General features: G+C 62.2%; 10 protein-coding genes and 1 pseudogene. 5 read left to right on the top strand and 6 right to left on the bottom strand.

From position 1 onward, the window contains the following. Positions 1-138: 138 nt before the first annotated feature. The 5 genes and pseudogenes from imuA to AB1I47_RS28965 all read left to right on the top strand — a co-directional run bounded on the left by imuA (position 139) and on the right by AB1I47_RS28965 (position 6683). The gene (imuA, locus tag AB1I47_RS28985; protein WP_354687131.1) at positions 139-843 is read left to right on the top strand and encodes a translesion DNA synthesis-associated protein ImuA; all 705 of its coding nucleotides are present in this window, start codon (positions 139-141) and stop codon (positions 841-843) included. Further along, the gene (locus AB1I47_RS28980) at positions 770-2233 is read left to right on the top strand and encodes a Y-family DNA polymerase (RefSeq protein WP_354687130.1); all 1464 of its coding nucleotides are present in this window, start codon (positions 770-772) and stop codon (positions 2231-2233) included. The genes imuA and AB1I47_RS28980 overlap by 74 nt, the downstream gene beginning before the upstream one ends. Positions 2234-2242: 9 nt before the next feature. Further along, positions 2243-5400, top strand: a pseudogene (locus AB1I47_RS28975) (error-prone DNA polymerase). A 213-nt stretch (positions 5401-5613) separates the two neighbouring features. Next, the gene (locus tag AB1I47_RS28970) at positions 5614-5973 is read left to right on the top strand and encodes a hypothetical protein (RefSeq protein WP_354687129.1); all 360 of its coding nucleotides are present in this window, start codon (positions 5614-5616) and stop codon (positions 5971-5973) included. A gap of 26 nt (positions 5974-5999) precedes the next feature. Then, on the top strand, positions 6000-6683 hold the full coding sequence (locus AB1I47_RS28965) for an SOS response-associated peptidase (protein WP_354687128.1): 684 nt from the start codon (positions 6000-6002) through the stop codon (positions 6681-6683). 120 nt (positions 6684-6803) lie between these two features. Here AB1I47_RS28965 and AB1I47_RS28960 read toward each other — a convergent pair whose 3' ends face one another. The 6 genes from AB1I47_RS28960 to AB1I47_RS28935 form a co-directional block, all read right to left on the bottom strand. Then, the gene (locus tag AB1I47_RS28960) at positions 6804-7391 is read right to left on the bottom strand and encodes a hypothetical protein (protein ID WP_354687127.1); all 588 of its coding nucleotides are present in this window, start codon (positions 7389-7391) and stop codon (positions 6804-6806) included. Further along, positions 7388-8341 carry a nucleotidyl transferase AbiEii/AbiGii toxin family protein gene (locus AB1I47_RS28955; RefSeq protein ID WP_354687126.1) on the bottom strand — a complete coding sequence of 318 codons (954 nt, stop codon included), beginning with the start codon at positions 8339-8341 and terminating at the stop codon, positions 7388-7390. Before AB1I47_RS28955 ends, AB1I47_RS28960 begins: the two co-directional genes overlap by 4 nt. Before the next feature lie 291 nt (positions 8342-8632). Then, a complete protein-coding gene (locus AB1I47_RS28950) occupies positions 8633-11728 on the bottom strand; it encodes a hypothetical protein (protein WP_354687125.1) in 3096 nt (1031 codons plus the stop codon). A 25-nt stretch (positions 11729-11753) separates the two neighbouring features. Further along, positions 11754-12101, bottom strand: a complete 348-nt coding sequence (locus tag AB1I47_RS28945; protein WP_042875577.1) for a hypothetical protein — start codon at positions 12099-12101, stop codon at positions 11754-11756. Position 12102: 1 nt separating this feature from the next. Beyond that, positions 12103-13407: a hypothetical protein gene (locus AB1I47_RS28940; protein ID WP_354687124.1), complete on the bottom strand. Its 1305-nt coding sequence runs from the start codon at positions 13405-13407 to the stop codon at positions 12103-12105. Next, complete coding sequence (locus tag AB1I47_RS28935) at positions 13404-14108, bottom strand: hypothetical protein (protein ID WP_354687123.1); 705 nt, start codon at positions 14106-14108, stop codon at positions 13404-13406. Before AB1I47_RS28935 ends, AB1I47_RS28940 begins: the two co-directional genes overlap by 4 nt. Positions 14109-14177: the final 69 nt, after the last annotated feature.

The raw sequence follows: 14177 nt of genomic DNA, 5'->3' as shown, positions 1-14177 counted from the left end.
CAACGCATGACTCGGGGACAGCGTGATTCGCTAAATCTTCTGCTGTCAGGGACTTTCACCCTTTACTCCTTGCCGGTTAGCCGGCGCACACTGTATAAACATACAGTACACTGTACGGACAGACAGCTCTGCAGCCTCATGTCCACCCCAAACCCGGAAACCATCCATCCCGCCCTTTGGCGCGCCTCCCAACTGGCGCGGCCGGCCGGTCGCACGCTGCCAACCGGCTATCCGGAACTGGCCAGCGAGCTGCCTGGCGGCGGCTGGCCGGTGGGCACGTTGGTTGAGTTGCTCACGCGGCAGCCTGGCGTGGGCGAGTTGCGTCTGCTGCGCCCGGCCCTGCTCGCCGCCGCTTCACGGCCGGTTGCGCTGATTCAGCCTCCTCACACGCCGCAGGCGCTCGCCCTGACAAGCTGGGGCTTGCCGGCCCAGCAGATCCTGTGGATTCGGGGGCAGCGAACCGCCGACACGCTGTGGGCTACCGAGCAGCTGCTGCGCGCCGGTACTTGCGGCGCCGTACTGCTCTGGCAACAGCACATCCGCTCAGACGCGCTGCGCCGCCTCCACCTGGCCGCTCAGTCGGGCGAAGCCCTGTTTTGCCTCGTGCGCCCTGTCGCCTGCGCGCGCGACGCTTCCCCCGCTCCGTTACGCCTCGCCATCAGCCCGGCCGCCGGTGGCATCGAGGTGACCTTTCTCAAGCGGCGCGGCCCCCAGCAGGATGCGCCGCTGCTTATCTGGCTCGAGCCATCGCCGAGCCTTCTCCACCGCCATGTTGCGCCTGTGGATCTGCCTACACCTGCCATCGCTACCCCTCGAAGTGTTCCGGCCGAGCTGGTCCACTGAGCTGCCAACGGCAGTGCTGGAAAGCGAGAAGGTGTGTGCCATGACCCCGATGGCAGCACGCGCCGGCGTTCGCCTTGGCATGCGCCGCGGCGGTGTACTGACCATGGCGCCGCAGACCCTCATCTTCGACCGGGCGCCCCAGAAGGAAGCCGAGGGCCTGCGTCGCGCCGCGACCGCCTTGCTCCAGTTCTCGCCCAATGTTGTCGAAGCAGAGGAGGCCTGCGTCCTGGTCGACGTATCGGCGAGCCTGCGACTCTTCGGCGGCATCCGGAAGCTGGTGCGCCGCGTACGCGCGACTGCCCGCGCGCTTGGCGTGACACCCATGACCGGTTGCGCCCCGACGGCTCAGGGGGCTTGGCTGTTGGCACGCGCCGGCGGGGGCCGCGCGCTGTCCCATCGCTCACTTGAGCGCCAGGTCACCAGAATGTCGGCGGCGGTGCTGCCAGCAGCACGCCCCTACCTCGAATGGCTGGATGGCTTGGGCTGCACGGCGCTTGGTGATCTGCGCCGGCTGCCGCGCGCCGGCCTTCAGCGCCGGTGCGGCCAGGAGCTCAACGAAACGTTGGACCGGGCACTCGGCTTGGCACCCGAGATCTTCGAGTGGCTCGAAGCGCCGCCAAGCTTTACTGCGCGCGCGGAACTGCCCGACCGTATCGAGCACGCCGAGGCGACCTTGCTCTATGCGCGGGGCCTGATTGTCCAGATGCTGGGCTGGCTGGCCGCCCATCAACTGGCCGTGACGAGGATTGCCGTCGAGCTGCAGCACGAGCGCGGGCGCTCCGCGGTGCCGCCCACGGTAGTCGAGATCGCCCTAGCGGAGCCCAGCTGGAGCGAGGACCACCTGATGCGCCTGCTGCGCGAGCGACTCGCCCGCGTACAGGTGGAGGCCCCGATGATCGCCGTTCGCCTGTCGGTCACGGACGTACAGCCGAAGGATCCGCCCAGCGAGGATCTGTTTCCCGAGCCCGGCGGCACGCCGGAAGACCACGCACGGGTGATGGAGTTGCTCACCGCGCGGCTTGGCGCCGAGAACATCCTTCGCCCGGCCTTACAGGCAGACTACCGGCCGGAGGTGGCCAATGGCTGGGAACCGGCCGTCGGCAAGCCCCGCCCGGCCCAGCGCGCGCCTAACCTCCCCCGCCCAGCATGGCTGCTCGACAAACCCATCGCTTTGCTGGAGCGGGACCACCGGCCGTTCTATGGCTCGCCCCTGCACCTGGTATCGCCACCCGAGCGCATCGAGGCGGGGTGGTGGGCGGGCGACTTAGTGACACGCGACTACTACGTCGCCGAGGGTAAGGACCATTCGTTCTACTGGATCTTTTGCGAACGGATGGCCAGCCCCGAGGGTGACACAGCTCGGTGGTACCTGCACGGGCTGTTCGGTTGAGACGCGCAAATGAACACAGATCTGACCGGCGCCGGCCTGCCCGGCTACGCCGAGCTTCACTGCCTCTCGAACTTCTCGTTCCTTGAAGGCGCTTCGCGCGCGGAGGAGTTGGTGGAGCGCGCCGTGCAATTGGGATACAGCGCCCTGGCTATCACAGATGAGTGCTCCCTTGCGGGCATCGTGCGGGCACACACGGAGGCGAAGCGCCACGACCTGAAGCTGCTGGTTGGGGCATGGTTCCGCCTGGTGAACGAGGATGGCAGCCCGTCGCTCTCCTTCGTCGCAATCGCGCGCAACCGCGAGGGGTATGGGAACTTGTGCGAGCTCATCACCATGGCGCGCACTCGCGGCGCGGAAAAAGGAACCTACCGGCTCACTCAGCGCGACCTGGACCGACCCGGGCCGGGGTTTGAGCATCTACGTGGATTGCCTGACTGCACGATCATCTTTACGCCGGACTTCTGCACCCCGGAGGCGACCCTCGATGCCCAGGCACGGTGGATCACCGCCACCTTCGCCGGCCGCGCGTGGATCAGCCTCACCCTGCTGTACCGGGCCATGGATGACATCCACCGGGCAGGAGTACTGCGCGCATCAATCACCAACCACCTGCGCCTGGTGGCCACCGGGCACGTGCTCATGCACGTGCGTTCGCGCAAACCCATGCATGACGTGCTCAGTGCCATCCGTCTGCGCAAACCGGTACCAGCGTGCGGGTACGAGTTGACTGCGAATGCGGAGCAGCACCTACGCTCCCGCCTGCGTCTGGCCAACATCTATCCGCACCGCGCGCTTACCGAGTCCGTGCAAATCGCCAATCTCTCGACCTTTTCGCTCGATGAGTTGCGCTATGAATACCCGGACCAACTGACGCCGCCCGGCGTGTCGCCGGAAGACTACCTACGGCAGGAGACGTTCGCCGGCGCGTATCGACGCTTTCCCCAAGGGATCCCGCTATCGGTCCAGTCCCAGATAGAGCACGAGCTCGCGCTGATCAAGGACCTTCGGTACGAGCACTATTTCCTGACTGTGTACGACATCGTCAGGTTTGCGCGCAACAACGGCATTTTGTGCCAGGGGCGCGGCTCTGCAGCCAACTCAAGTGTGTGCTACTGCCTGGGGATCACCGAGGTTGATCCGGCGCGCGGCAACCTGCTCTTCGAGCGCTTCATCTCGAAGGAGCGCAACGAGCCACCCGACATCGACGTCGACTTCGAGCATCAGCGGCGCGAAGAGGTAATCCAGTACCTCTATCGTCGATACGGCCGGGACCGCGCCGCGCTCACCGCGGCGGTGGCCACCTATCGCCCCCGCGGCGCGCTGCGCGAGTCAGGAAAGGCCTTGGGCGTGGATCCGACCATCGTCGACCAGGTCGCCAAGGCTCACCACTGGTTTGATTCCCGATCCGACCTGATCAAGCGGTTTGCCGAATGCGGCCTGGATATCGAAAGCGAGCTCACCCAGCGATGGGCAAGCATGGCAACGCAGCTGCTCGGTTTCCCCCGCCATATCTCTCAGCACCCTGGCGGCTTCGTCCTTTCGGCGGGCAAGCTGTCACGGCTGGTGCCCATCGAGAATGCGGCCATGGCCGGGCGAAGCATCATCCAGTGGGACAAGGATGACCTCGACGCGCTCGGCCTCCTCAAGGTCGATATCCTCGCCCTGGGCATACTATCCGCCATCCGTCGCACGCTGGACTTGGTGAGCGAGCAGCGCGCCGAGCTCTTCGAAATGCAGGACATCCCGGCAGAGGATCCCGAGACTTACGACATGCTGTGCAAGGCGGACACCATCGGCGTGTTCCAGATCGAGTCGCGCGCGCAGATGTCAATGCTGCCGAGGCTGCGTCCCCGCACCTTCTACGACCCCTGGTGATTGAGGTCGCCATCGTGCGTCCCGGTCCCGTGCAGGGCGGCATGGTCCATCCATTCCTGCGCAGGCGGCAAGGCCTCGAGCCGGTGACCTTCCCAAGCGAGGCGATGAAAGTCGCCCTCTCCCGTACGCTGGGCGTCCCAATCTTCCAGGAACAGGTCATGCAGGTGGCCATGCTCGCGGCCGGATTCACCGCCGGCGAGGCCGACCAGCTGCGGCGCGCGATGGCGGCCTGGAAGCGTAAAGGAGGGCTGGAGAAGTACCAAGAGCGCATCGTCACCGGAATGCTCGAGCGGGGCTACGATCTGGAGTTCGCGGAAGGCATCGTCCGACAGATTCAAGGGTTTGGCGAATATGGATTCCCAGAGAGCCACGCGGCCAGCTTCGCCCTACTGGTCTACGCGAGCGCCTGGCTCAAGCGCCACGAGCCGGCGGCCTTCCTCTGCGCGCTACTCAATAGCCAGCCGATGGGGTTCTACAGCCCTTCCCAGCTCGTGCAGGATGGCAAGCGCCACGGCGTCGAGGTGCGTCCTGCCGATGTCACCATCAGCCTGTGGGATTCAACCCTTGAGCGGCGAGAAGGCGGGCAGCCTGCGGTGCGGCTGGGTCTATCGCGCCTACGCGGAATGCGCGAGGAGGCGGCGCAGCGCATCGAGATCGCCCGGGCGGCTCGCCACTTCGACTCCATCAAGGATCTCGCACGCCGCGCAGGCCTGGACCGCCACGACCTCCAGGTCCTCGCCGCGGGCAACGCCTTGCGCACGCTATCTGGCGATCGGCGCCAGGCGCTCTGGCAGGCGGCCGCTGCCGTACCCGACAAAGACTTGCTTCGGCCTACCGACCTAATCGAAGACCGCCCTGCCCTGCGCCCTCAGACGGAGGGCGAAGAGATCGTTGCGGACTATCGAGCCATGGGGCTCACGCTCAACCGCCATCCCCTGGCACTGCTGCGGCCGCAGCTCGCGGCGCGCCGCTTCGAGCCAGCCTCGGTGCTGAGCACTTACCAGAATCGGCAGCTCGCCCGCGGCTGCGGGATCGTAACGGTGCGGCAGCGGCCGAGCACCGCAAATGGCGTCTTATTTATGACGATCGAGGACGAGACGGGCGTGGTCAACGTCATCGTTTGGCCGGGGGTCCTAGAGCGGTTCCGCAAAGAAATCCTCAATGCATCACTCATTGGAATCTATGGTCAGTGGCAGGCAGAGGGCGACGTACGACACCTAATTGCACAACACGTCGTTGATCTAAGCAATCTTCTCGGGACCCTCGAAACAAACAGCCGAGACTTTTGCTAACGCAGGGGGCGACGCTCTCAGCGAGCGTGGAGTACACGGCAGATATGCCGGCGATCGCGGATGGTGCAGGCCGAGCAAAAATCCATCCATGCCATCGTTGGAAAGCCGTCACGGATGGATAGAAATTAAATCTATGCCACCAAAGGGTGGTCAGTTTGTACAACTACTGTAGTGGGTAGTAGAGTTAGGGCTGTTTGAAACAGCACAAGAACCATGGACCCATTGATCCGAAAGCTTGAAGAACTCTTCTCCGAAGAGCCAATCCACGGCCTGCTCACTGGTCGCTACGATGCCATCCACATTGGTTATCGCACGGGCGCGCTTGGAATTGATGCTCGCGAATCGGAATCGAAGTATCTGAGGACCTTATCCGGATTCGACGCAGCGAAACTCGCCGAGCAGGTCCATGCCCTGACCGGGATCGAGGGGGAGTTCGACGTCTCGGTGAACGACATCAAGTTCATGATTACCGAGAGCAAGTACCACGCCGGCCAGGAGTATGTTGTGACCAGACACGACCGAATGCCAGTTGCGCACTTCTCGTGTCGCGCATGGCTTAGCGTATCCGTGTGATCTAATTGAGTCCAAGGAGGAGGGACATGTGCAACAACTACATCCCTGTGCAGGCCCAGTTGCTGCGCGACGTCTATGGCGTAGAACCTCCTGCCGCGGCATACCCGCCCGAAACCTGGCCCGACTATATGGCCCCGATCGTGCGGCTCGATGCCGCCGGCGGAAGGCAGGCTGTGCTGGGCAACTTTGGCATGATGCCGAAGTCCCGGATTCCATCCGGTGTCAAACCCTTTGACACGACGAATGCCCGATCGGAGACTGTTGGGGAACGGAGAACATTCTCGGCAGCCTGGAAAAATGGGCAGCTCTGCCTGGCCCCAGCGTCCGCGTTATTCGAACCCAACTACGAGTCCGGGCCAAAGTCGGTGCGGTACCGGATCTGGGCGCGTGACCAAGAGAACTTTGCTATCGCCGGCCTGTGGCGTGACTGGCCAGACGGCTTCACATCCTGGACCATGCTTACGGTGAACGCCGAAAACCACCCACTGATGCGCCGCATGCACGCCCCAGGGAAAGAGAAGCGATCGGTGGTGATCCTGCATCGCGATCAGTGGGACGACTGGTTGAACTGCAGCGACCCAGAAGTTGCGCGCACCTTCCTCAATCTATACCCCGCCGATCTGATGGACACCGAGCCCGCGCCCAGAGCTTCGCGGAAGTCGAAGCCACATCAAGCCTCCGATCAGGCAACGCCAGACCTTCCGTTCTGAAACGCGAGGCAGCGCCAGAACGGTTGGCGAACAACAGGCACGGCGCGGCACAAGTATCAAGCCCACCCCACGGGACGCGAGTGATGATGATCGCCGATAGGCGAGGCTAACCGATCGCCGTCAGCAAGGCCTTTGAGCACGCTTCAACATCACCGCATGCTGCTCGTCGTGCTCCGCGACCTTCTCCAGCAGATCTGCCGGGACATCGAACTCATCAAGGTCATCGGCATTGGGGCACCACATCTTGCCAGCGTGCTCGAGGCAGTCGAGCAACGCGTTCTCCGGGGTGAGCGCGGGCAGGCCGTAGACAGGCTCACCCCAGGGAGAGAACTTTCGATACCACCGCATTGACCGTTTGAACACTTCCACACCTTCCATAGAGGGGTGGCTCCCATCGTTCAAGACGGCGATGGCTACAGACTGCGGGATCTGCGTGATCCACCCGTAACGGTGCAGGACAGTTGGACCGATTACGACGGCAGATGGGTATGCCATCTTGATAGCGTGCGCGCGATTTTCTTCCCAGTTCGGATGTGTGACCAGGTTGTAGTAGAGCCCCAGGCGGGGCCCGGCAGCATGCACCATGCCCTGCTCTTTCCATCGCGCAACAGTTGCCTTAACTGCAGCGTGGTCCTTGTCGAGCAGTACCGAGATGTCGCGCAGCGAAAACACCGCCGGCATTTTGCGCAGCGTCCTAAACGAGTTCACGGCTTCTCCGGGGCGGTCCGGACGGGTTTGTCCTCCGGCGCGTTCTCGATCAGGATCGTGACTGCTCGCGAGCAATGGAATTTGGTGACATCCACCATCTCCTGCACGGTGTGTGGCCACATTGCATTCCACATCGCCGGGGCGATCCAAGGCTTCAGCCCCACTTCCATGCTGGCCATCAACTCCTCGTTCGGCTTCTCCACCAAGTCCTGCAGACCCATGATCGCGTCAAAGGCTGTCCGATCGTAGAGCGCCGCGGTGTTGTCCATCCAAGTAAGGAATTCCGGCACGTCGCCAAACACCTTGTCAGCATTGAATGCCTGACCCGTTTCCGCAGACCCATCGCGCAGTTGCGTGGTGAGGAACCAGACGTCGAACACATCCCTTGCCTTCAGTCGGCCCCTGTGCGCGATGGCATTGAGTTTGTCAAAGAAGATCTGCTTGGGTGTAGCAACATTGAAGATGGGACGGACCGTCGTATATAGGGTCGCGCCTCCGCTCGGGGCTAGTGTCCGGTGTACACCTTCGTAATGTGCTGCCTTGTCAGGCTGCACCTGCCAGAACTCGGTCTTCACCTTCACCTTGCCGACCACGTCCGGCAGGGTGATACCAATCTGGAATACGGCGAGCTGCTTGCCCTTTCCGCTCTTGTCGGCCAAGTCGACCTTCGCGCCTGGATAGAAGGGAACAATTGCGTGCTGAACGTCGCGGGCGACGAGGTGCATTGCTTCGGACAGCTGCTCGGGCCTGACGTTGCCCGCGATGAAGTCCAGGTCCTCCGAGAAACGAGGAGAGGCCCAAGCCAAGGCTAGAGACGTCCCCCCCTGGAACGTCAGGGAATGGCGATCGAAGTCCGCACTCTGCGACAGAGCATTGAGGGTCAAGAAGTGCGCCAGGCTGGCCACCTCGCGTTCTGTCTGTGGATCAAGGGCCTTACGGGATGGTGCCATTGAAGTGTCTCTTTTCCGACATCCCGGGGAGTTCGCCCGGGTAACGTTTAGTTCACCGCTTCGTGGCCAATTATAAGGCACCCCTAAAAATCAACCGAACAAGATGCGGTTTCCCGGAGCTTATCCCGTCGTTTGCTAGGATGCCAGCCGACTTTCAAGCGTGAAAGTCGGCTTCGAATTTGAAAATTATGGGGCCAAGCTCCGGATTTTGTGGATCATGCTGCCCATCATTTCGTATATTGATAAATACGATACGGTATTTCGTGCCTTATTTACTCTACAAGGGCCTCTCTACGGCGCGCCTTTCTCGCTCATCAGGCGGTCGACCATCTTGCGGGCCACGGTAGCTACGATGCCGTTCTCGTCCGCCTGCTCGTCGGCTCGCATGTTCATCCGGGCATCCTGGATTGCATGGCGGGCAGTCCCCGAGGGAAACGCCTTTGCCAGCTCTACGAGCCCACGCCAGGAATCGCCACCGAGCCTATCAACCACAGCCCGTCGAACACCGACATCCAGCGCCGATGAGTTAAAAGCCCACCGCTCAAGACTGGAGGCGCTGTTATAGAGCAGCTGCGAGACGTCACCTCGCTCGGCGGTCTTGAAGAGGCCAAAGAGCGGCGCACCCTTCTCGGTCGGGCCAAGGCAGTCGTTGGTGATGATCCGACGCTCGGATTCGCTCAGACCAAAGACCTTGGCCACCTCATGGGAAGCCTCCTCCGAGCCCACACCTAGAATGAAAAAGTTGGTCGCGTTGTCGCGCAGCGGCTTCGGAAAGTCCTGCAACATTTGTGACGACAGTAAAGGAACCACGTTGTACTTGCGGCCAACCCGGAAGTCCTCGACGACGAGCGACATGACTGCCTCCTTCCCAGATGCCATATGGAACTCGTCGTATTCCAAGAACTTCAATGTCTCCCACATGATCTTGACCCGTCGCGCTTGGTAGGCCTTGTACCGCTCGGGCATCAGCGGCTCGACTTCCTCCCACTTGAGGAAGTAGTTCTTCGCGCCGAGCTGCCGTGCAAACAGGATCATCATCTCCGCGCGCCGCTTGCTCTCCTCGGAGACCGACGAGGCGACCACCTCTTCCAGGTCAATGGCCACGATACGTGCGTCACCCAGGTCGAAACGCGTAGTGGTCGAGAAAAGTGCATACTCGCGCATCGCCGTGGAGATCGAACGGGTGAATACGTCAGTGATCAGTTCTCCAGACTTTGCCGGCGTCTTGGCGTAAAGGTCCTGTACCGATTTCATCCGGGCCGCGGCCACGAGCGACTCGAGAGTGGGGACGGCAAACCGCTGGGCGGTGGTAGCTGCGTGGACCCCGCCCAAATCAAAGAGCTTGTCGACGACCTCCCAAACTCGCGGGAGGCGATTCTCGTCAATCGAGAACCCAGCAGCGACGAGGCGTTCTGAGATCTCCGGGTCGAGCGCATACTGCCAGCGCTTCGCGTTGATGCTCGAGCGGTCGACGTCGCTGTATGCAGCATCGATGACAGCGCCCACATACCGACTGCCCTCTTCGCCCAGGCCTGGGCAGATGGCAAGCACCATCGCGATCTGGAAATCCCGTTCACGCTCGGTTGGCCGTTCCGCCCCGAGCTGGGTGTCAAACATGTTGATAGCGAAATCCGGCGTGTTGCGCAGGCGGATTGACACTGCCTGGTGGCGTTTGCTCGCAGGCAGCATCGCACGGAGAGTCTCTACTAGGGCAGCCGAGGACATGCCATTGTCGATAATGGTCATGTACGGCAGCTCGGACAAACCCGGCGAGAAGGCCAGGCCGGCGTTGATGACGTTCATGAGGAACGATTTGCCGCGTCCGGGCGGCGCAAAGATCAGCGTGCCCCAGAAAGCCTGGATTGTGGTCCCAAACCCAACCGGATAGGGCTTGCCCTCGCGTGTGCGCAACAGAAGCTGCCCCTCAGTCCACGGAGAAGCAGGTCGGAACACCGGCAGCATGCGCGCAAAGGTCCCGATTGGACCGGGCAGGAAAGGAGCCGGGCTCCCGCGTCCCAGGCCAGGAGCGGCTGCCACATGCAGCGAAGTCGGATCTCCAGACTCGTTGCTCGCAGTTGAGCCACCCCAGTTCTGGATGTCCATTTTTACCTTGGCCAGCTGGTCGCAGGTTTCCTCCTTGCTGCGCGCCCAGGTCGAGCAGACAACCCGGATTGCCGCGATGTACATGCCGCGGTCCCGCATCGCTTTGAGCGAGTTCCAGGCATCTCGCAGCGCCCGATTGTGGGTGCCAAACCCACCGAAGAATCCGGCGAACATCTGGTCGAGCTTCTTGAACTCCAGGCCATTGGGGCTGATCTCGAACGACAAGGCAACTGGAAACTCCTTGCCGATCCGCTCCATCAGGGTCGAGAAGCTGGATGCGGGATCGTCATGCGGACACACGTCCATTTTGATGGCGCCATACCAGAATCCCGCCCTGCGGCAGAGTTCAAAGTCATCATAGACCTCGGTGGTCGGCTCGCTGAAAAGCTGGCGCGCCAACGGTGCCGGCATGGCATGGGCAATATCCCCCTTGCGCTGAAGTGCCGACGCGGTCGGTGCCCTGAATCCGAAGAGATCCGGCCGCCAACTGCCAGGCAGGTCGCTGCCGTTGACATAGCGCCCCAAGGCGGCGCCGGCCTCCGCGCAGTCAAGCTTGTCGATCATCAGGCCCAGGCCTGCCTCCTGGTTCTCGAAGTTGTGCTGCAAACTCTTGAGCATGGCGTCGTGCCGCGCCTCGAGCAGCCCGGCGACTGGAACAACGGACTGAGAGAAGTCGGCGTTGCCGCCACCGACGGCATTTGCCTTCGCCGCGGCCGAGACCTGGTCAGCAGCGGCAACTGTGGCGCGCTCAGCCTCCTTTTGCGCGAGGCCACCTCGCAAGGTAAAGGCGGCCATTAAGATTGTCTCATCGCTCGCCACGGTGCTGAGCAGTTGGATTCGCTGCCTAAACCATTCCCGGGCATGGTCGCCTGCACCGAGCCGAGATGCCGTGTTGATAGATGAGTTGAGCGCCTCAGTGATCACCCGCTTCGTCCCATGCGGGGCTGAGAGGTAACCAAACGCGACACTGTGCTGGCGCCCAGTTCCATCGCCAAGAATCGTACGGAGCTGGTGCCCAAGGCGATCGGCGAGCCTGTCAAAGTCGTCCGGACCGATATGTCGCTTGGCGCCCCGGATGCGAAAGTAGGACACCAGGTCGCCGGTCGACGTGATGAAGGTGTTCGGGCCAACAGGTGAGATCAGGGCAACCCGCGACTGGATATCTCCGCCAAGGAAGAAGCCGGAAAGGTAATACAGGGAGCGCTCCAGGGCGCCTTTGTTCACGATCGCCAGTGCCATGATGGCCAATACGACCACAGCGATCACAATGTAGGTAGAAATCATGTCGAGAATTCGGTATCGGTCTATCTCAGGCGCCAGTCTCACGCGTGCGGTCTGCAGACGGCGGCTGCACCTGGTTCATCGTCGGGATCAAGGGGGCGGCTTGGCCCGCCGCGACATCGACCTGCAGCTGTTCAGCGAAGATCGCCATCAGGGCGCGTGTGCCCTCTCGCCGTTTGTCGCTCTGCGCGTACTTCTGGTAGAGCATGGTTGCACGCACCGCCGACTGCCTCGCCCCGTCCATTGCGAGATCGTCAAGTTCCACGATCATTTGCAGCCCACCACGGTCCAGCAAAGGCATGAACGCGGCATCTGGCCCGGAGAAAGGCTCGAAGAAGTCCGGATATCGGCCTGTCGTAATCAGTTCGTTTTCCATGTCAACTCCCACCTTCCACACCATAGCTTTCCGACGTCGTCACGGTACCCCAACCGCCCTCCCCTTCTTCGCAAGGCGAGACTCCAGGCACCAGCGATTCAATTGCGGGATACATAAACCCAAGGTCACGCTTGAACTTCAATAGAGCCTGGAGCTGGTCCTCACGGACGCGTAGGCCAATCTCTCCGTCGCCGTAGCGCCTGACGAGGAACCCGGCTGCATGAGCGCGACAGGCGACCCCAAACATGAATCCCCGGTCATAGGCCCGCAGCCATGCTCCGGTGGCCGACGCAAACCGCCCTTTACTCCCTTGATAGCACTCGGCGGATAGGACGGCATCCAGATGTGCTTTACCCACCAGACCAGCGGAGTAAGACATGGTCAGTTGGGAGCGAACCGCGAGGGGTACCGGCATCTGCAATGGTGCCGCCAAGAGAGAGTAGCCTCTCTCATTTATCAGCGCAGCGTGAACATGTGCGCGGCAGAGTGGTCCCAGCCAGTCCAGCTCCGGCCCACACGCCCAGAGGCGGAGTTGTTGCTTCCTCTTCCCCGTCTGGCCGAATGCAGCAAGTGCGACCACATCCGGCGCCGTTTCACTCCAGTCGATAGCAAGGTTCACAAGTGTTGGCAGCCTGTCAATTCGCTGACCTTGCCCGACCTCTACCCAGTCCGCCCCTGCCGGAACTAGTTGAGCCAGTAGTTGCCTGGCATACGCCAGGCGGTTGAACCGCAACGTCACCGGTACTAGCCTCTCGAGCGGCTCGAACGGCCAATTCGGAGCGGAGCGATCCTGGCAGGCGTGGCCGAGTCGGCTGCCAATCGAGTCGCCTGATGCCTTGTGCGGTGGCTCCATGCGCATCGCCATGGCAATATCTTCGAAGAGAGTCTCGCCACCTAAAGGCGCCGCACCGCCATCCAAGTCCCAGCCGTACACCCTCGACGCGACGACCACCGCCCTGGACATGATTGTCGCGATTGCCACTCCCTCTTGCGCGTTTAGTGGGTAGCCGCGGGAATAGGCCAGTCCAAGATCGTAGGCAATGTCCGAGATGCTGGCGCCAAAATAGTCGCTTGCCCGCAGCCCGGGATGGGTACGAGAGAGACCCCGATCGGGCACGTTCGCCACCCAGATCATGTCCGAGCGAAGGTCGTTCATCGACCGGATCCGCTGCGGCAATGCATCAGGAAGATATGCGGTTCCCGCACCACGCTCCTGCGGGTCGTCGAAGATCACCAGACCACAAGCAGTTGTCCTTTGGATCGGCGCATGGATTGCCAGCGACGGCCTTGCCGCAAGCGCCATCATAGGTTCTCCTTCTCGCCGACGGCGTGCGTATCGAGCTTAATCAGTGTCCGTGAGGACAGCTCCGTCCAGCTGGATACGGGAAGGCCGCTATGCTCTCCCTGGAGCTTGCTTCCGATGGCGGTGAGCAAGTGCTCGTGGAATGCCAGGCGCAGGTCCTCCACCGCCTCGCCCCGATGCGCGTACTCCCCATCGGAAAGCGCCAGCATGGCAGCGTGGAAGTCCCGCGGGGAAGCGGACCCCCAACTGGCCTTGGCGAATACAGTGGCTTCGTTGACTACCTGCAGGACTTTCAAGGCCTGATCTCGCTCGCGCTGGTCGTTAAGCGCACACGCGATCGCTCGATAGAGATGGTTGAGGTCGCCGGCAGAAATGCCACCCTCGGCTACTGATGGCACGCGCATTAGGCGGGTCTGCGGGGCAATCTTCTCCCCCTGCGACCGCGCCGCTGGTGTGCGTTCGCCCACATGCTGGTATGGGTGACAGAGCGCGCAAACCCCGGCCAGATTGCGTGCGCTGATATCGTCGTGATTTCCGTTGAGGTGAAGTGCCTCGGTCGTGGACTTGCTGCGAAATCCACACACCGTGCAGGTGAAGTTTGCCGCTGCGATCGCTTTATCCTCCGCGAGCGCAATTGCAGCGTCAGGGCTCTTGGCGCCTGCCGTTTGTAGTCGACGCTTGATGCCGACAAGTAGAGCGTTCACGAGCTCCTCCGTACGCATGAGAGAGATCGAAGGGGTGCCGGGTGCCTAACACCCTGCCCGGCCAGGTTG

It is taken from the genome of Cupriavidus necator, assembly GCF_040578825.1.
GTDB classification, from domain to species: Bacteria; Pseudomonadota; Gammaproteobacteria; order Burkholderiales; family Burkholderiaceae; genus Cupriavidus; species Cupriavidus necator_E.
Note: the sequence above shows the minus strand (reverse complement) of the source record. Positions and strands in the feature narration are given on the sequence as shown.

Bases quoted from the DNA above. Each gene is read 5' to 3' on its own strand.
- imuA (WP_354687131.1), top strand. From the start codon at position 139: ATGTCCACCCCAAACCCGGAAACCATCCATCCCGCCCTTTGGCGCGCC.
- AB1I47_RS28980 (WP_354687130.1), top strand. From the start codon at position 770: ATGTTGCGCCTGTGGATCTGCCTACACCTGCCATCGCTACCCCTCGAA.
- AB1I47_RS28970 (WP_354687129.1), top strand. From the start codon at position 5,614: ATGGACCCATTGATCCGAAAGCTTGAAGAACTCTTCTCCGAAGAGCCA.
- AB1I47_RS28965 (WP_354687128.1), top strand. From the start codon at position 6,000: ATGTGCAACAACTACATCCCTGTGCAGGCCCAGTTGCTGCGCGACGTC.
- AB1I47_RS28955 (WP_354687126.1), bottom strand. From the start codon at position 8,341: ATGGCACCATCCCGTAAGGCCCTTGATCCACAGACAGAACGCGAGGTG.
- AB1I47_RS28950 (WP_354687125.1), bottom strand. From the start codon at position 11,728: ATGATTTCTACCTACATTGTGATCGCTGTGGTCGTATTGGCCATCATG.
- AB1I47_RS28945 (WP_042875577.1), bottom strand. From the start codon at position 12,101: ATGGAAAACGAACTGATTACGACAGGCCGATATCCGGACTTCTTCGAG.
- AB1I47_RS28940 (WP_354687124.1), bottom strand. From the start codon at position 13,407: ATGATGGCGCTTGCGGCAAGGCCGTCGCTGGCAATCCATGCGCCGATC.